Here is a 14,658-nt window from a genome sequence, read left to right on the forward strand (position 1 = left end):
CAGAAGGCGGCGGCGCTCGGCCTGACGCCGCTGGCGCGGATCAAGGCGTACGCGAACGCGGGCGTGGATCCGAGCGTGATGGGCATGGGCCCGGTGCCGGCGTCGCGCCGGTGTCTGGAGCGCGCGGGCTGGACGCCGGGCGACCTGGACCTGATGGAAATCAACGAGGCGTTCGCGGCGCAGGCGCTGGCGGTGCACAAGCAGATGGGCTGGGACACGTCGAAGGTGAACGTGAACGGCGGGGCGATCGCGATCGGCCATCCGATCGGCGCGTCGGGCTGCCGGATCCTGGTGACGCTGCTGCACGAGATGGCCAAGCGCGACGCGAAGCGCGGGCTGGCGTCGCTGTGCATCGGCGGCGGGATGGGTGTCGCGCTCGCGGTCGAGCGCCCGTAACCGGCTGTTCGTCACCGTCGAACCGAATCCGGGCGCCGGCCGATTGCGGCTTCGGCCGGCGCCACGTGAAGTCAGAGGGAGCCTCGATAGCTCTCGAAACCAAAAAATGGAGTGAGATTCATGTCTCAGCGAATTGCGTACGTAACGGGCGGGATGGGCGGCATCGGCACCAGCATCTGCCAGCGTCTGTCGAAGGACGGCTTCAAGGTCGTCGCGGGTTGCGGCCCGAACTCGCCGCGCCGCGTGAAGTGGCTCGAGGACCAGAAGGCGCTCGGCTACGACTTCATCGCGTCGGAAGGCAACGTCGGCGACTGGGACTCGACCAAGGAAGCATTCGACAAGGTCAAGGCCGAAGTCGGCGAGATCGACGTGCTGGTCAACAACGCGGGCATCACGCGCGACGTCGTGTTCCGCAAGATGACGCATGAAGACTGGACGGCCGTGATCGACACCAACCTGACGAGCCTCTTCAACGTGACGAAGCAGGTGATCGACGGGATGGTCGAGCGTGGCTGGGGCCGCATCATCAACATTTCGTCGGTGAACGGCCAGAAGGGGCAGTTCGGCCAGACCAACTACTCGACCGCGAAGGCCGGCATTCACGGCTTCACGATGTCGCTCGCGCAGGAAGTCGCGACGAAGGGCGTGACGGTCAACACCGTGTCGCCGGGCTACATCGGCACCGACATGGTGAAGGCGATCCGTCCCGACGTGCTCGAGAAGATCGTCGCGACGATCCCGGTGCGGCGTCTGGGCGGCCCGGAGGAAATCGGCTCGATCGTCGCGTGGCTCGCGTCGAACGATTCCGGCTTCGCGACGGGCGCCGACTTCTCGCTGAACGGCGGCCTGCACATGGGCTGACGCCCGGGCTGCGCGGGCCGGGTGGCCGCGCAGCCGGGTGGGTTCCGAAGGCCCCCGCCTCCCGGATTCGGGCGGCGGGGATTCGTCACTTGCGCTTGCGCTACGCTGCACTGAAAGGCGTTACATGACTACTACAAAGAAGACTGCCGAACGGCTCATCAAGAAGTACCCGAACCGCCGGCTCTACGATACCGAGACAAGCACGTACATTACGCTCACGGACGTCAAGCAGCTCGTGCTGGAGCAGGAGGACTTCAAGGTCGTCGATGCGAAATCCAACGAAGACCTGACGCGCAGCATCCTCCTGCAGATCATTCTCGAAGAGGAAAGCGGCGGCGTGCCGATGTTCTCGTCGTCGATGCTGTCGCAAATCATCCGTTTCTACGGCCATGCGATGCAGGGCATGATGGGCACGTACCTGGAAAAGAACATCCAGGCGTTCATCGACATCCAGAACAAGCTCGCGGATCAGTCGAAGAACCTGTACGACACCAACGCGATGAATCCGGAAGTCTGGTCGCAGTTCATGAACATGCAGGCGCCGATGATGCAGGGGATGATGACCAGCTACATCGAGCAGTCGAAGAACATGTTCGTGCAGATGCAGGAGCAGATGCAGAACCAGGCGAAGTCGATGTTCAGCACGTTCCCGTTCAAGCAGCCGGGTGCGTCGGAGCCGGAAAAGAAGTAATTAATCGTGGCGCGGCACGCCGGCCGCGGCGGCGCGAGCCGTCGGGCGACGGGGCCGCAAAGCAGCGCGGGCAGCGCAGCCGATCGTGTGTTCGGGCATGACGATGCGCGGCCGCTGCCTGCCGTGAGATGCCGCCGACGGTCGTTCATGATCGTCGGCACCGATGCGCGTGCCGGGCAACGGCGTGCATGACCGTCGTCCAGTCGATCGAGATCCCGTCATCAACGAATGAAAGCCGGGGTGCGCTGCGCCGGAGCGCGTGCGTTCGCACCGCGGCGCGGGGTGTGTGCCTGTCGCACCCGAAGCGGCGCTGCACGGTGACGCGCGGTACCGGTTCCGGTTGCGACGATACAGGCGATGCCGGGTCGACCCGGCGCGACCAAGAACAACAAACCGATTGAGAGAGCGCATGCGAGGGATTCGAATGGCATCGGCCGGCAGGCTCGCCGGTCTTGCTTCGATGTTCATGTGTGGCATGGGCCTGGCCTTGCCGGCCCTGGCGATCGATTGCGCGAAGGCCGTGCAACCGGTCGAGAAGCGCATCTGCGCGAGCCCCGCGCTGCGGGCAGCCGACGCGAGGATGAATACGGCCTATGCGGGCGCGCTGAAGGCCGCGCCGGACGCCGCGATCCGCGACATGCTCGTGCGCAGCCAGCGGCGCTGGATCGGCGCACGCAACAACCGACTCGATGCCGATTACGATGGCCATCCGATGGCGGTCGACGAAGTGCGCAAGGCCATCGATCGGCGCACGGCGATGCTGGCCGATCGGTCGGCCAAAGGGCTGATCGCGCGGGCGCTGGCCGAGCGGCAGTGGCTCGCGAAATATACGGGCGGCCCGTTGACCGGTTTCGATGGCAACTGCGATTTCATTCCGGACGACGCGAGCGGCACGCACGTGTCCTACGCGTGCTTCGGCGCGGTCCACGTGCAGCATCGTGCGCGGATCTGCAGCCAGAGCGAGGACTGGGCGACCGGCGCGGTCTATCAATACCGCTCGGTGAGTGCGACCGTCGGCGGGAAGGTGCATCCGGTGGCGTTCTGCGAGGCGCAGGCGCATGCGCAATCGTGCGATGGCGGCGGCGCGCAGTCAGGATGGGTACGGGCCGGTGCGTCCGGCGTGGATGGCCGCGCGCCTGCGCCGGCCGCGGGCATGCCGCAACTGGATGCGGAAATGTGGCCGATCGGCGACGGCGACGATGCAGTGTGGTTCGAGCGGTGTCTGACTGCGCCGGTGTTTCCGGATGCGCGGTGACGGGCAACGCTTCATGTTCCTGCACGGCCCGCGATCGCGGGCCGGGTCGTTTTTCGTCGGCAGGGGTTTCGTGCGCAGCCGATGTCGATCGATCGTCGACTGCGATGTCGCGCACGCGTGCGCTGCGTGGTCATCGGTTCGGGCCGATGGCATGCGTTGCTGCGGTGCTCAGTGCGCGGGACCGAAGTCCTGATCGTCGTCCGGCGGAGGAAGGTCGAGCACGAGCTTGACGGCGCAGTAATTCGCCTTGAGCGAAAACACGCGGCCGATCACGAGGAACGTCTGTCGCGAATGCTCGAGCTCGACGAAGTCGCCCGGTTGCGGCACATGCGCGCCCTGGTCGTAGGAGAAACTGGTGCTGGTTTGCTCGCCGACGGCTTCCGCTGCGTGTTCGGTGAATTCGATCGTGATGTGGGTGGTCATGCGAGCCCCGTCATGGGTGGTGTGAAGCGGTTGGAGGTTCCGATTCTCGCATAACGGCGCCTCGCGTCCGGGGCGATTGTCGTGCGCCGGGCTCCGGCGCACTCGAGTCCACACGCGTCGAGGATGTTCCACGAGCGTTGCAGCGAACCTCCCGTTGGAGAGCCGTGGCAGTGCGATGGCGGCGGCCCGGCCGAAGCCGGGCGCGGCGCGGAACGAAGCGAGGTTGCGGTTATTTCTCCGCAAACGTGCCCGCTTCCACCAACGTCATCTTGCCGGGGTCCAGGTACGTGCGGATGGCGGTGTTGACCTGCTCGACGGTCAACGCGCGCACGCGCTCGGGATAGGTGTCCAGGTCGCTCAGCGGGCGGTCCTGGAGCACCGTCTGGGCGATCATGGCGGCCATCTGGCCGGTCGTTTCCATGGCGACTTGATGGCGGCCGATCATGCCGTCCTTGCGGGCATCCAGTTCCGCCTGCGTCACGCCCTGTTTCCACCAGGTGTCCAGAATGCGGCGCGTGCTGGTGACGCCCTTGTCCAGCAGAGGCGGGGCGAAACTGCTGGTGATGACGAATCCGCCGTCCATCAGCGAGAGCCCGGACAGGCCGGCACGGATGCCGTAGGTCAGGCCCTCCTGATCGCGCACCCCTGCCATCAGCCGGCCGGTGAAGCCGTTGCCCAGGATGTTGACGGCCGCGCTGAGCGGCAGGTAGTCGGCATCGTTGGCGCGCAGGTCGATGGCCTGACCCAGCATCACGCTGATGGATTCCTTGTCCCCCATGGCGATGCGCTGTATGTCGGGCTGACTTGCCTTGCGCGGCGGCCCCCGCCGCACGAGCGCCTGGCCGCCGCTCCAGCCCGCGAACGCTTCGGTCACGAGGGACTGCAGGCGGCGAGGGTCCGCGCCGCCGACCACGACCAGCGTCATGTGTGCAGGCCCGTAATAGGCTTGATGAAAGGCCTTGATGTCGTCCAGCGTGGCGGCGGCGATGGCCTCGAGCATCCGCTCGCGCGGCACCGGGGCGTTGAGGTGCGCGGCGGGGTAGATCGACTGGTTCAGCGCCTCGCTGGCCCGGACCGACGGGTTTTCCGCGGCGTTGCGGACCGCGGCCTCCAGCCGCGTCTTGGCCTTGGCCAGTTCCTCCGGCTTGAAGGCCGGCCGGCGCAACTGCTCGGCCATCAGGTCGATCAGCGTCGGCAAATCCTTGGTCAGGCTTTGGCCGTAGATGCCGACGTAGCCTCCGTCGGTCCGGAACGACAACTGGGCGCCCAGGCTCTCCAGCAGCGCGGAGATCGCCACCTTGTCGCGACGGGTGCTGCCCTCCTGCAGCAACATGCCCGTCAGCAACGGCACGGCGGGATTGGCTGCCTTGCTGGCCGTGTCGGCATCGCCCAGCGGCATCACGCCGGCAACGGACACCATTTCCCGCGGCGACATCGAATAGGTCAGCAGCGCGATGCTGCCGGCCTGGGTGCGCACGATGCGATCGGCGATGCCCGCATGAGCGGCAACAGGCAGCCACAGCACGGCGAACCACACGAACCACGTCCGCAGATGGTTGAAACGAGCCTGCATCATGACGATTTCTCCGGAACGAACCAGCCGGTGGTGCTCTGGTTTTCAACGAGGTACTTGCGGGCGACGCGCTGCACATCGGCGGGCGTCACCTTCTCCAGTTCTTCGAGCTCGGTGACGAACCGTGTCCAGTCGCCCAGCGAGACCGCGTGGCCCAATCGGGCGGACGTCAAGCCGACGCCGTCACGCTGGTAGATCTGATCGGCCCGGTAAGGGCCCAGCACCCGCTGGATATCGTCGCGCGTGACGCCCTCGGTCTTGACTCGCTCCAGTTCGGTCCAGACGACTTTCTCGGCCTGCTCGTGTTTCGCGTCGGGCGGCAGGCTGACCGTCACCACGAACGGGCCGGGATCACGCAGCGCATGGAAGCTGGCGCCGGCATGCGTGGCAACCGCGGTGTCGACCAGTGCGCGATACAGCCGGCTGCTCTTGCCCTGGCTCAATACCAGGCCCAGGACGGTCAGGGCCGCCGCATCGGGGTCGAGCGCGCGCGGCGCCTTGAAGGCGATGATCAGATTGCCTGTCGCGCCGGCGCGCTTGAGCACCAGCCGTCGTGGCCCCTGCTGCGGAGGTTCCTCGGTCGTGACCACCGGGATGGGCTGGGGCGCGCGCGGAATGCCGCCGTAATACTGCTTGATCCAGCCCAATGCCTGGTCCGGCCGGAAATTGCCGACCAGGATGACGACGGCATTGTCCGGCCAGTAGAAGGTGTCGTAGAAGCGGCGCAGCTTGTCCACGCTCGCATGCTCGATGTCGCTACGCCAGCCGATGGTGGGATGGTGGTAGGGGTGTGCCTGGTAAGCCGTGGCCATGACCTGCTGGAACAACGCGGTGACAGGACTGTTCTCGCCCCGCTCGTACTCGTTGCGTACCACCGTCATCTCGCTGGCCAGGTCTTCCGGGCGCAGCAGGAGGTTGCGCATGCGGTCGGCCTCGATGGCGATGTAGCCTTCCAGCGCGTCGCGCCCCAGCGTGCCGAAGTAGTTGGTGCGGTCCATCGAGGTGGTTGCGTTGAAGGTCGCGCCCACGCGCTCCATGTAGCTGTTCAGCGAATTGCCGAGCGCCTTGTTGTAATGCTGGCTGCCCTTGAACATCAGGTGCTCGAGCAGGTGGGTGTCGCCGGTCGTGCCGGCGGCCTCGTTGCGTGAACCCACCTGGTACAGCACCTGGAAACTGACCACCGTCGCTGCAGGATCGGGCAGGGCCAGCACGGTGAGGCCGTTGGCATCCAGGCGGTATTCGTCGATGCCGCCCAGGGAGCGCACGTGGGTAAAGCCCGCGACCTCGACGGGTTGAGCCATCGCGGTGCCTGCAATCAACAGGTACAACGAGAGCCCGGTGCATATCAAACGTCGTACTGACATGAAACGTCCTTTCGTGTGGGCGGGATGAACGCGGAAGATCGGGCGCCGGCTCGACGGTCGGTCGACCTGACCTGCGCCGAGTGCGGCGAACGTGAAGTTTTTCATATTTTCCGATGCGCGTTGAGCGATGGTGCGTGGCGAGGGCATCGCCGCCGGGATGCACCCGTTGAACGTGCAGGTCACCTGAACGCGATTGTCGGGCCCGGACGTCTTTCGATGGCGCATCGCGCCGAGGTCTGCCGGCGAGCAACGGTGGGCAGGCGATTGTTTCAGAATGAAAAGGGACGCATCAAGTCGCCTCGCATGACAGGCCGTTGACGCGTCGTGCCGCCGATTTGACGGTCGACGCCGTCGCCGACCGCCTGTTTTGCCTCGCCACCCCTAAATCGCTGTAAACTCACGCTTTTGCTGCCACGCCCCCACATTCCAGATGTCCCAATCCCCCAAAGTAGGGTTCGTATCCCTCGGGTGCCCGTAAGATGCTAAATATAACCTTTCCGTGACGGGATACACTGCGGTCTTTTTCCGCGCTAGGGTGAAGCCTAGGCGCACGCCACTTCTAGGTCTGCTGTTCATAAGGTAAGATTTTCGGCACCAAGGCCAGTCGCAGCGGCGCGAGAATTTCCGCCGAGCCACTTTGCCGCGCTTGCGGAACTTACCAAGATGGTAAACAATCGAAGAAACGTGGGAAAGTGGGACGGCGCTCCGCCTCCCGATGAAGGGGCAGATCAAAAGATCGCGGATGGCCCGCTGTACAGTCCGGACGAGTTGAAGCCGCTGCTGCTTGGCGGTCATGTTGTGCTGTGGACACGAAAGTGCGTTGCTGATGCGGCCAGCTTGGGTCTGGATGAGGTGGAAGCCGGAGCTCTCATCTGGGAGGCAGTCACCAAGGGTCGGTATCATTGCTCCGAATGGTGCGCGCAGAAACCAGATGGCCCGGTGGCGGCCTGTGACGCATATGTGCTCTCCAGGAAGGAGTGGAACGAAGCTGCACACCGCGATCTTGATTGCGAGTACTTCGTTAAATTTGCGATTGGTAAGACGGGGAAGGTGGTCTTGACCATCTCTTGCCATACGAGCCGATAGGCAACATCTATGAAATCAAATCTCGGGCCGTGCCCCGTTTGCGGAGAGGGGCAACTTCACCAGCAGCACTTTTCTCAGGAGTTCACTGAGAACGGCAAGTCTTCCATGATCGACATGCGGATGGAGGTTTGCGACCTTTGCGGAGCGGAGGTCGCAGGCAAGGAGTCCGCGCGTGCGAACAAGCGTGCTGTCGCGAAGTTCCGCAAAGAAGCAGATGGGTTGCTCACGGGGGACGAGGTCGCTGCATTTCGTCGCAAGTACGGTCTTCGCCAGGACGACGCAGCTGCCATTTTTGGCGGTGGTCCAGTCGCATTTTCCAAGTACGAGGCGGATGACGTCGCGCAATCTACTGCGATGGACAGGGCGCTTCGGGTATGTGATTCGTTCCCGCCAGCGTTGTTTCAATACGCATGGATTGCGGGAAGAGTCGATGCGGTCGAGGCACACATCGAGCCCTTTGTTAGCTGCGCAGCGAGAAACATTAAGGCGAAGGGTGTGGCGCCGCGTTGCGACATTCAGACAATTAGAGACATAGTTTTCGAAACGCTGAGATTCGATATTTGGCATGCAGACGACATGGCGACTCATGTGGAGGGCGCTGAGCCGGAGATCAAGTCTTCTCATGTGATTCTCGAGGAATCAGCAATAACAACATCGTGGAGTTGGAACTGGGGTGATTCGGGTCTAAATGTTGGAATGTTCAGGATCGAAGATCCAGTGACTTCGACTATTGTATTGAAGGCAGCATAAAGCCATGGACTTGAGCCCTATCCAATTGGTCAACCTTAGGTTTTTGAAGGTTTTGGTTGAGCCAACGGAATCTATCGAAATTGAAACTCCGCATCCTCGTAATGAGAGTCCTTTTGATTTCTCCGGCGTACAATTTCAATCAGAATTGGGCCATGGATATGGGGAAACTGTCGCGCCTACGGATAATGAGTCTGGGGACAAGGTTGAGATTCAGCCATACATTGTCACATTGGCTGTTCGGTTGTTGGGAACCGAAGGTAAAGTTGCTCCTTATCGTATAGATATTAAATGTGTCGGATATTTTAACGTGCTGACGGAGATATTTCCTGAAGAGGCGCGGCGTCAAAATATCGTTGTGGTCAATGGTGCGGCTGTGGTTTATAGCGCAATCCGTGAAATGGTTTCTAATATTACTGCCAGATCGTGGCATGGTGAATTGCTGCTGCCGGCGATGAATTTCCTTGGGGAAGCGCCAAATAAGCTCGATCAGTAATTGGACACAACAATGGCGCCTTGTGGCGCCATTGTTCATTTTGTTCTCACGTTTTGCGGTTGAGTGAGAACACGCAGGTGTCCATTGCCGATCAGGAAGTTTCGGTACGAACGGATTGCGACGTCCCACACCGCGCGCATGACGCTCGGACCAGCGTCGATGACCTTGCCGTTTTGGTCGAGGACTGCAAGCGTCGCAGGCTGACCATCCGGAGTCACGATGCTGAGCCCTTGAAAGCTCACTGCGCTGATCGTGCTGGTGATAGCCGATGCTACCTGCGTGTCGGCAGTCGGAGCTTCATGTTTCGCTTGTTTCTTCGTCATTCCGACGTACCTCCCACTCGTTTGAATTCGACTACCCAGACCCACGCGTTCGTGTCCCAGCCGCAGCCGCGTGCACCGTTGAGGCCATCCCATAGCACCCGGTAGTCGTCGCGCAGCGCGATGTAGGCGTCGTGCTCGCGCAACGTCGTCGCCATGCCCTCCGCGACGCAGTCCTCCGCGCTGATCGCTTGCAGTCGCTCGGCGCGCACGTCAGTGATCTCGAGCGTGATGCGCGACGCCCAGCGCGGCATGTGGATGGATGGCGACCAGCCACGGGATTCCTTGGCGTCGAGCGCCTGGAACGTGTTGTGGTCGATGTCGACTTCGGCGCGGCCGTCGTCGGCCCGGTACGCGATGCCGGCATAGCGGCGTGTCGGTCGGCTGCCTTCGAACGTCTCGGTGCCGATGCGGCGCACCTCATGCGTTTCGCGCACCCACAGACGGTCGCCGACGTCGCCATGCGGGCAGACGTAGCAATCGCCGGTGCGTGTGTGCCAGATCGCGGCCAGGTCCGGCGCGGGCGTCCCGCCGGCATACTTCACCGAGCCGCCGCCGGCCGTTGTCGGTTCCCACACGCCGAGCGGATTGTTGTGCGGCAGCTTCACGATGCGCCGCGTCTGCGTCTTGCGACCTTCGAGGATGGCTCGTACCATCGGGCCAGAAAACAATATTGGGAGTTCACGCATGGCCATCTCTCCGCGTGGTTTGCCACATCAGCGAAGTGCCGACGAAGCAGTGCTGGCGCTTGAGCAGGAATATGGGCTTAGCCGAGCCTGTCAGCAGAAACTGGGCGCGTTCATGACCTATATGGGCATGTTTGAACGCCTCATCGAGGTCGCCGCTTGGGCAATTCTCGAAGAGGGGGTCACGGGAAAGCGCCCGTCCACCGATAAGATCGGAATTTCGGACATCATTGGACGTATCAAGAAGCGAGCCCGCGGACGTGATGGCGCGCTCGGCGACGCAATAAATTTGACTTGCGAATGCGCGGACGATCTTCTTGCATATCGAAATGCAATCGCTCACGGTTGGCTGTTTCCATCGACGCAAGATGCACCGTATTTCATGAGCAACGTTTCTTTTCACGGGGAACACCGCGCGCGTGCATTCCAGGATGCGCATATATCGGAAAATTTGTTGGATCTCGCAATTGACGCGGCAGTTGTGCTTGTTACGTCCGCGCGTGGCATTTTTTTGTCTTGCTCCGGACCAAACGCTTTCTGCGAAGACCAGATGGCACATGCGATAGATCGCCTGACGCGCGCACGAAGCGAAGCAAACGAGTTGCGCAATCTCCGAGCGCTGATGGGTGCCGACAAGTACTGACGTAGTCATTGGACCCCTCTCGGGAATTCGTCGTGCGTGCGACCGTCGAGCAGCCGGCCGGCGGCGCGCTTGCCGACCTTGGCGAAGTGGTGGTTCGCCGCGAAGCGAAAGGCAGGCTCACGAACAGGCGTCACCCCGCACCCGCTGATGGCCGCGCCGTTCGGCTCGACGGGGAGCCATTCACCCCATTGCTTGAACGTGAAGGGCACGCCGTATGCCGTGCACTGGTCGCGAAGGTCGCGCGCCCATTCGGGGTGCATCGGCCGCGCGCCAGTGCCGCTTTCGCCGCCAACGATCACCCAGTTGATCTCGGGCGAGCTGAAGCCCGTCCCGTCCTCCGCGTATTCGGTGGTCGGTCCATGAATCCACGGCGCGTCGGCGGGGCAGTCGGCGCAGGACTGCATTTCCTGCATGCAGCAGACGCCAGTCGGATCGAACCACGCTCGAAGATCGACCGGCCCCAGAAGCGGCTCCATGGATAGGAACCGGCGGTGCGCCGGCGTCATGAGAAGCTTCTCGATGTCGCGGTCGGCCTCTTCCTGGTTGACGATCGTCGCGCCGATCCAGACATTCGACCACGGCCACGGTGTATTGACGCCGCGCCCGGCGAGTTCGAGCGCCAGGCTGATCATCGGCCCGGCATTCCCGATGCGTTTCGTGAGCAGCAGCCAGTCGAGGTGCGGGGTGTTCCAGATCAGATCGAACAGGTCCGCGCGCCATGCGTCCGGGACGGCATTGTCGAACACATCGGCGAGCGACGCGCAGAACACGCGCTGGCGCCGGCCGTGCGCGGCGAAGAACTCGGCATGCGCCGCTTCCCAGGCGAGCGGCTTCCGCCAGTTCGCGGGCGACGTGCGGCGCCGCGGCGCGCCGTGGCCCCAGTTTACGGCTGTGCCGCCCGCGAAACGCGCGTTGCGCGACTCGGCGTAGCAGTGGTCACAGCCAGGGCCGACCTTCGCACAGCCCTCCCACGGATTGAATGTCGAATCGGTCCATTCGATTTTGCTCTTCTCGCTCATGCTACGATTCCTTGGATTTTTCCAGCGAGCACCAGATGAAGACGGTTTTCCTGATGCGTGGGTACGAGATGAATTGCACGCCACGCCCGACCGACGACGGCAAGTTCGCCGCGCAGGTCGAAGTGACGAAGGTGGGATTCAGCCGCGAGGCGGCATTTCGGAAACTCGGCGAATTCGACACCGAGGCCGAAGCAGTCGCCTATGCGAAGCAGTTTTCCGAAGAGTGGCTGACGCGGTACGCTTAAGTGCCGTGAGCACTCGCGCAAAAATCAATCAGTTTCGTGGGGTTCAAGATGCGCAGAGGTATTGAGCACTTCATTGACGAGTTCGATGGCTATCAAATTGTCGTCGATTGCGAGCAGCCGGCGCCTGATAGCTCTTGGGTTCTGAGCGTGCAGATCTACAGAGACGGAGAACCGGTGCTTCCGCGGCGGGATGATTCAGACAATTCATACGCCACTGCGCAAGAGGCGAAGCTAGCAGGTGTTGAGCTTGGGCGAAACATCATCCGCAATATCAACCGATAGTAGCTATCGGCTCCGTCTCCGGCAGCGTGTCGCCTGCGATCGTCACGCTCGCACCCATCCTTTCGACGTCGAGCGGATCGTCCCGGTCTTGCGCACGGCCTGAAGCCGCCGGTCGACGATGCGCCAGCCCACGACTTCGCCGAACGTGTTCGGCCGACATTCTTCTCGCGCGAGTCGCTCGCTTTCTTCACGCACTGCGCCGGTGTTGACGGCTGCGAATTTCTTCGGAGTGTCGTCGATCGACGCGACGATCAGGTCGTCGAGCTTCTTGTACTTGCTCATGATGGGTCTCCCGGCTCGGCGCATGCGGTGCACACGCCGCGCCACTCGCCGGTGGCGTCATGCACGTCGCCCGTGCCGTCGCAGGCTGAGCAGCGCGGCGTCAGCTCCGGATACAGCTTCTCGCGCAGGTCGTCAGGCGGCCCGGCCGCGCGAATCGCGAACACTTCGACGTCGGTCAGCATGATGAGGCTCCGGTGCGGGCGGCGGCGATTGCATCGCGAATATCCGAAACGAATATGCCCCAGAACTTCCGGGTGAAATAAATGCCGCCCGATTCATCGAATTCACCGCGGCAGTCCTTCGCGATGGCATCCACATCGACGTCGGAATGCGTCACCTCGGCGCGCGGCTCCGGCAGTTTGAACATGCCTCGCTGGATCTTGATGGCGATGTCGAGCGCGTCAACGAGTTCGTTTGTCAGCGTCTGCGACCGGTCCGCCTCGATCACGGCAAGCGCGGCCGCAATCACGCCGGGCGATGCGGCCGGCTCCGGCTGGCCCGGATGGGCGGCGAGACGTATTGCTGCGGCCGAGAGAAGGGCGCGTGCGTGGCCGCCGACACCATGCGGAACCAGTGCGCCTTCGGCGTCGAGTTCAAGCAGCGCTTCGATGCTGCGGACGAGCTGCGCATTGTCGCCGCGGAAATTGTCCGTCAGCACGTTGTCATTCGGCATGGTTAGCTCCATTCGATAAGCGGTTGGTCGGCGCGAACGTACAACGGATGACGTGGAGATCCGTCCTTCGTGGTGCCGAGACACCAGAGGCGCGCACCCGCTTCGTGGAGGATTGTCTTGACTGCCGACACGCGTTTGGGCAGTGCATTGGCGCCCCATGCGCATACGACATCGCCATATTCACGGGCGAACTGCCGCAGATAGGCGTCGTTGTCAGGGCCGACCGGATCTGTGTGCGACCAGAGCGCAGCGGGATCGGTCGAGCGAAGGGCATAGAGGTTCGCGACGGAGATTCCGTTGCAGTCCCATGCCTTCGCGAAGCCGCGGCATCGCCGAATCGTCGGATCATCGAGGCTCGCGTCTGCGGTGCTCGGATTTAGCATCAGGAACAGCGCGGTTGATTTCATCGGTGTCACGCAATCCGCCGGACGGTTGAGTAGATAGCGGTATTGGCCGCATTCGCTGATGATGGCGCTCATTGGTTGGCTCCTTGGAGAAGGGCAACAGCCTTTCGGATAGCCTCGCGCTCGGCTTCAAACAGGCGCGGATCACTCGTCATGCCCCTCAATTCGCGCAGGTCGTCGGCCGTCAGCCCGACCCGAGCGTCTGCCTGCGCGGGCTGCGGGGCGGCGTAGAGCGGCACGATCTTGCCATCACCATGGGCATCAGACAGCCGCTGTGCAGCGCCCTTGTCGCGGACGATCGGGGCAAAGTCATTGCTGGCCGAGCACACATATGCCACCGCTTCCGCCGCCATAGCGGGCGGGATACCGAGATAGCACGGGATCGAGTATGGCCGGACTGCTGAAGCAGTCGCGCCACCTTCGTGCAAGGCGCGCTGCTTTTGCGCGGCAGTAATGGCCCGATCGTCTTCGGCTACCCACGCGCCTACGATCGCCGCTTCCGCCGCCATAGCGGGTGGGCGGACAATGCGGAGCGCCCACAGGCCATTGCCGCGATCAATCCACTCGCCAGCGTTGAACGATCGTCCGTGTTCGTCTTCGACTTCCACGAAGCGGCCAAACTCTCGCGACGGCGGCCCGTCAAACACGATGTCGATGAATGCCCCTTCCGCCACCGTCTCGTTGGCAGATGCGGCGCGGGCTTCGCCTGCCATCCTGATAGCCTCGCGAGCAAAAGCGGCTGACGTCTTCGCATAGCTTCCGAACACATTCGGAATGCTGGCGCTGACTCGTTCGAAAACTTTGAGCCATTCCATGTCGGTCAGATCGAACGCCGCCCACTCGTCCGCCGGCTTCGGGGCAGATGCGGCGCGGGCTTGCCAAGCAATCCACATGCAGTTGGTATAGCCGTTTGCATATTGTGATTCGTCGTCTTCGTCTCTGGCTACACTCCTGCCTAGATTTCGCATCGATGCCTCGAACGCCGCCCGTTCATCCGCCGCGTGGCTCGCTTGTTCGGGAGCGAGACCATTTCCTTGGCTAAGGTTTTGGCACGGCGTGCCGTTATCTGCTGAGGACAGTGCTCGTGCCTCGATTGCTGCTCCGTTTTCTTGCCCGCTTGCGTTCCGCGTGAGTGGGCTGTTTTCGTTCCCAGTCGTCATGAATATTCCTTCGGCCAATGATGGAGAGCTGTGGTGAGAATCTTGTACTTTG

Annotated in this window: 20 protein-coding genes and 1 pseudogene; 10 read left to right on the forward strand and 11 right to left on the reverse strand. The window is 62.7% G+C overall.

Annotation, left to right across the window (positions count from 1 at the left end):
- The 4 genes and pseudogenes from AC0KUR_RS33230 to AC0KUR_RS33245 form a co-directional block, all read left to right on the forward strand.
- A pseudogene (locus AC0KUR_RS33230) lies at positions 1-396 on the forward strand (acetyl-CoA C-acetyltransferase); the annotation flags it as partial.
- Positions 397-516: 120 nt separating this feature from the next.
- Positions 517-1,257 carry a 3-ketoacyl-ACP reductase gene (locus AC0KUR_RS33235; protein WP_006491801.1) on the forward strand — a complete coding sequence of 247 codons (741 nt, stop codon included), beginning with the start codon at positions 517-519 and terminating at the stop codon, positions 1,255-1,257.
- 124 nt (positions 1,258-1,381) lie between these two features.
- On the forward strand, positions 1,382-1,948 hold the full coding sequence (gene phaR / locus AC0KUR_RS33240; protein WP_034186777.1) for a polyhydroxyalkanoate synthesis repressor PhaR: 567 nt from the start codon (positions 1,382-1,384) through the stop codon (positions 1,946-1,948).
- A gap of 286 nt (positions 1,949-2,234) precedes the next feature.
- Positions 2,235-3,203 (forward strand): lysozyme inhibitor LprI family protein, encoded by a 969-nt coding sequence (locus tag AC0KUR_RS33245; protein ID WP_226103848.1) that lies wholly within the window; start codon positions 2,235-2,237, stop codon positions 3,201-3,203.
- A gap of 168 nt (positions 3,204-3,371) precedes the next feature.
- On the opposite strand, the gene AC0KUR_RS33250 is transcribed toward AC0KUR_RS33245, so the two are convergent.
- From AC0KUR_RS33250 to AC0KUR_RS33260, 3 genes are all read right to left on the reverse strand, one after another.
- Positions 3,372-3,626, reverse strand: a complete 255-nt coding sequence (locus tag AC0KUR_RS33250) for a hypothetical protein (protein WP_034186779.1) — start codon at positions 3,624-3,626, stop codon at positions 3,372-3,374.
- 229 nt (positions 3,627-3,855) lie between these two features.
- On the reverse strand, positions 3,856-5,202 hold the full coding sequence (locus tag AC0KUR_RS33255) for a M16 family metallopeptidase (RefSeq protein WP_059557612.1): 1,347 nt from the start codon (positions 5,200-5,202) through the stop codon (positions 3,856-3,858).
- Positions 5,199-6,668 (reverse strand): M16 family metallopeptidase, encoded by a 1,470-nt coding sequence (locus AC0KUR_RS33260; protein WP_226103849.1) that lies wholly within the window; start codon positions 6,666-6,668, stop codon positions 5,199-5,201. Before AC0KUR_RS33260 ends, AC0KUR_RS33255 begins: the two co-directional genes overlap by 4 nt.
- Positions 6,669-7,226: 558 nt before the next feature.
- Here AC0KUR_RS33260 and AC0KUR_RS33265 point away from each other — a divergent pair.
- From AC0KUR_RS33265 to AC0KUR_RS33275, 3 genes are read left to right on the forward strand one after another with little or no spacing between them, the layout of a single operon-like run.
- Positions 7,227-7,649 carry a hypothetical protein gene (locus tag AC0KUR_RS33265; protein ID WP_473376979.1) on the forward strand — a complete coding sequence of 141 codons (423 nt, stop codon included), beginning with the start codon at positions 7,227-7,229 and terminating at the stop codon, positions 7,647-7,649.
- 9 nt (positions 7,650-7,658) lie between these two features.
- Positions 7,659-8,399, forward strand: coding sequence for a type II toxin-antitoxin system MqsA family antitoxin (locus AC0KUR_RS33270; protein ID WP_473376980.1), 741 nt, complete (start codon positions 7,659-7,661; stop codon positions 8,397-8,399).
- 4 nt (positions 8,400-8,403) lie between these two features.
- Positions 8,404-8,892, forward strand: coding sequence for a hypothetical protein (locus tag AC0KUR_RS33275; protein WP_473376981.1), 489 nt, complete (start codon positions 8,404-8,406; stop codon positions 8,890-8,892).
- Positions 8,893-8,927: 35 nt separating this feature from the next.
- Here AC0KUR_RS33275 and AC0KUR_RS33280 read toward each other — a convergent pair whose 3' ends face one another.
- Positions 8,928-9,215, reverse strand: a complete 288-nt coding sequence (locus tag AC0KUR_RS33280; protein ID WP_473376982.1) for a hypothetical protein — start codon at positions 9,213-9,215, stop codon at positions 8,928-8,930.
- On the reverse strand, positions 9,212-9,907 hold the full coding sequence (locus AC0KUR_RS33285) for an ASCH domain-containing protein (RefSeq protein WP_473376983.1): 696 nt from the start codon (positions 9,905-9,907) through the stop codon (positions 9,212-9,214). The genes AC0KUR_RS33280 and AC0KUR_RS33285 overlap by 4 nt, the downstream gene beginning before the upstream one ends.
- Here AC0KUR_RS33285 and AC0KUR_RS33290 point away from each other — a divergent pair.
- Positions 9,900-10,541, forward strand: a complete 642-nt coding sequence (locus tag AC0KUR_RS33290) for a hypothetical protein (protein ID WP_152861545.1) — start codon at positions 9,900-9,902, stop codon at positions 10,539-10,541. The genes AC0KUR_RS33285 and AC0KUR_RS33290 overlap by 8 nt on opposite strands.
- Positions 10,542-10,546: 5 nt before the next feature.
- On the opposite strand, the gene AC0KUR_RS33295 is transcribed toward AC0KUR_RS33290, so the two are convergent.
- Positions 10,547-11,560: a phage Gp37/Gp68 family protein gene (locus AC0KUR_RS33295; RefSeq protein WP_473376984.1), complete on the reverse strand. Its 1,014-nt coding sequence runs from the start codon at positions 11,558-11,560 to the stop codon at positions 10,547-10,549.
- 35 nt (positions 11,561-11,595) lie between these two features.
- Here AC0KUR_RS33295 and AC0KUR_RS33300 point away from each other — a divergent pair, with 35 nt between their 5' ends.
- Positions 11,596-11,805 (forward strand): hypothetical protein, encoded by a 210-nt coding sequence (locus tag AC0KUR_RS33300; RefSeq protein WP_023474754.1) that lies wholly within the window; start codon positions 11,596-11,598, stop codon positions 11,803-11,805.
- A 48-nt stretch (positions 11,806-11,853) separates the two neighbouring features.
- A complete protein-coding gene (locus tag AC0KUR_RS33305; protein ID WP_374105017.1) occupies positions 11,854-12,087 on the forward strand; it encodes a DUF6566 family protein in 234 nt (77 codons plus the stop codon).
- Between the two features lie 42 nt (positions 12,088-12,129).
- Here the strand turns inward: AC0KUR_RS33305 and AC0KUR_RS33310 are convergent, their stop codons facing one another.
- The 5 genes from AC0KUR_RS33310 to AC0KUR_RS33330 are packed head-to-tail and all read right to left on the reverse strand — an operon-like array spanning position 12,130 to position 14,606.
- Positions 12,130-12,369, reverse strand: a complete 240-nt coding sequence (locus AC0KUR_RS33310) for a hypothetical protein (protein ID WP_473376985.1) — start codon at positions 12,367-12,369, stop codon at positions 12,130-12,132.
- The gene (locus tag AC0KUR_RS33315) at positions 12,366-12,551 is read right to left on the reverse strand and encodes a hypothetical protein (protein ID WP_473376986.1); all 186 of its coding nucleotides are present in this window, start codon (positions 12,549-12,551) and stop codon (positions 12,366-12,368) included. The genes AC0KUR_RS33310 and AC0KUR_RS33315 overlap by 4 nt, the downstream gene beginning before the upstream one ends.
- Entirely contained in the window at positions 12,545-13,042 is a 498-nt protein-coding gene (locus AC0KUR_RS33320) for a hypothetical protein (protein ID WP_473376987.1), read from the reverse strand. Before AC0KUR_RS33320 ends, AC0KUR_RS33315 begins: the two co-directional genes overlap by 7 nt.
- A gap of 2 nt (positions 13,043-13,044) precedes the next feature.
- Entirely contained in the window at positions 13,045-13,521 is a 477-nt protein-coding gene (locus tag AC0KUR_RS33325) for a DUF1643 domain-containing protein (RefSeq protein ID WP_473376988.1), read from the reverse strand.
- Positions 13,518-14,606 carry a hypothetical protein gene (locus AC0KUR_RS33330; RefSeq protein WP_473376989.1) on the reverse strand — a complete coding sequence of 363 codons (1,089 nt, stop codon included), beginning with the start codon at positions 14,604-14,606 and terminating at the stop codon, positions 13,518-13,520. The genes AC0KUR_RS33325 and AC0KUR_RS33330 overlap by 4 nt, the downstream gene beginning before the upstream one ends.
- Positions 14,607-14,658: the final 52 nt, after the last annotated feature.

The organism is Burkholderia sp. YHN3-13, from assembly GCF_055810675.1.

What these genes read in the sequence shown, in the direction of transcription:
- AC0KUR_RS33280 (WP_473376982.1), bottom strand. Translation starts at nt 9,215, where the DNA reads ATGACGAAGAAACAAGCGAAACATGAAGCTCCGACTGCCGACACGCAG.
- AC0KUR_RS33295 (WP_473376984.1), bottom strand. Translation starts at nt 11,560, where the DNA reads ATGAGCGAGAAGAGCAAAATCGAATGGACCGATTCGACATTCAATCCG.
- AC0KUR_RS33320 (WP_473376987.1), bottom strand. Translation starts at nt 13,042, where the DNA reads ATGCCGAATGACAACGTGCTGACGGACAATTTCCGCGGCGACAATGCG.
- AC0KUR_RS33310 (WP_473376985.1), bottom strand. Translation starts at nt 12,369, where the DNA reads ATGAGCAAGTACAAGAAGCTCGACGACCTGATCGTCGCGTCGATCGAC.
- AC0KUR_RS33265 (WP_473376979.1), top strand. Translation starts at nt 7,227, where the DNA reads ATGGTAAACAATCGAAGAAACGTGGGAAAGTGGGACGGCGCTCCGCCT.
- AC0KUR_RS33300 (WP_023474754.1), top strand. Translation starts at nt 11,596, where the DNA reads ATGAAGACGGTTTTCCTGATGCGTGGGTACGAGATGAATTGCACGCCA.
- AC0KUR_RS33255 (WP_059557612.1), bottom strand. Translation starts at nt 5,202, where the DNA reads ATGATGCAGGCTCGTTTCAACCATCTGCGGACGTGGTTCGTGTGGTTC.
- AC0KUR_RS33305 (WP_374105017.1), top strand. Translation starts at nt 11,854, where the DNA reads ATGCGCAGAGGTATTGAGCACTTCATTGACGAGTTCGATGGCTATCAA.
- AC0KUR_RS33285 (WP_473376983.1), bottom strand. Translation starts at nt 9,907, where the DNA reads ATGGCCATGCGTGAACTCCCAATATTGTTTTCTGGCCCGATGGTACGA.
- AC0KUR_RS33290 (WP_152861545.1), top strand. Translation starts at nt 9,900, where the DNA reads ATGGCCATCTCTCCGCGTGGTTTGCCACATCAGCGAAGTGCCGACGAA.
- AC0KUR_RS33260 (WP_226103849.1), bottom strand. Translation starts at nt 6,668, where the DNA reads ATGAAAAACTTCACGTTCGCCGCACTCGGCGCAGGTCAGGTCGACCGA.
- AC0KUR_RS33250 (WP_034186779.1), bottom strand. Translation starts at nt 3,626, where the DNA reads ATGACCACCCACATCACGATCGAATTCACCGAACACGCAGCGGAAGCC.
- AC0KUR_RS33235 (WP_006491801.1), top strand. Translation starts at nt 517, where the DNA reads ATGTCTCAGCGAATTGCGTACGTAACGGGCGGGATGGGCGGCATCGGC.
- AC0KUR_RS33270 (WP_473376980.1), top strand. Translation starts at nt 7,659, where the DNA reads ATGAAATCAAATCTCGGGCCGTGCCCCGTTTGCGGAGAGGGGCAACTT.
- AC0KUR_RS33315 (WP_473376986.1), bottom strand. Translation starts at nt 12,551, where the DNA reads ATGCTGACCGACGTCGAAGTGTTCGCGATTCGCGCGGCCGGGCCGCCT.
- AC0KUR_RS33330 (WP_473376989.1), bottom strand. Translation starts at nt 14,606, where the DNA reads ATGACGACTGGGAACGAAAACAGCCCACTCACGCGGAACGCAAGCGGG.
- AC0KUR_RS33275 (WP_473376981.1), top strand. Translation starts at nt 8,404, where the DNA reads ATGGACTTGAGCCCTATCCAATTGGTCAACCTTAGGTTTTTGAAGGTT.
- AC0KUR_RS33325 (WP_473376988.1), bottom strand. Translation starts at nt 13,521, where the DNA reads ATGAGCGCCATCATCAGCGAATGCGGCCAATACCGCTATCTACTCAAC.
- phaR (WP_034186777.1), top strand. Translation starts at nt 1,382, where the DNA reads ATGACTACTACAAAGAAGACTGCCGAACGGCTCATCAAGAAGTACCCG.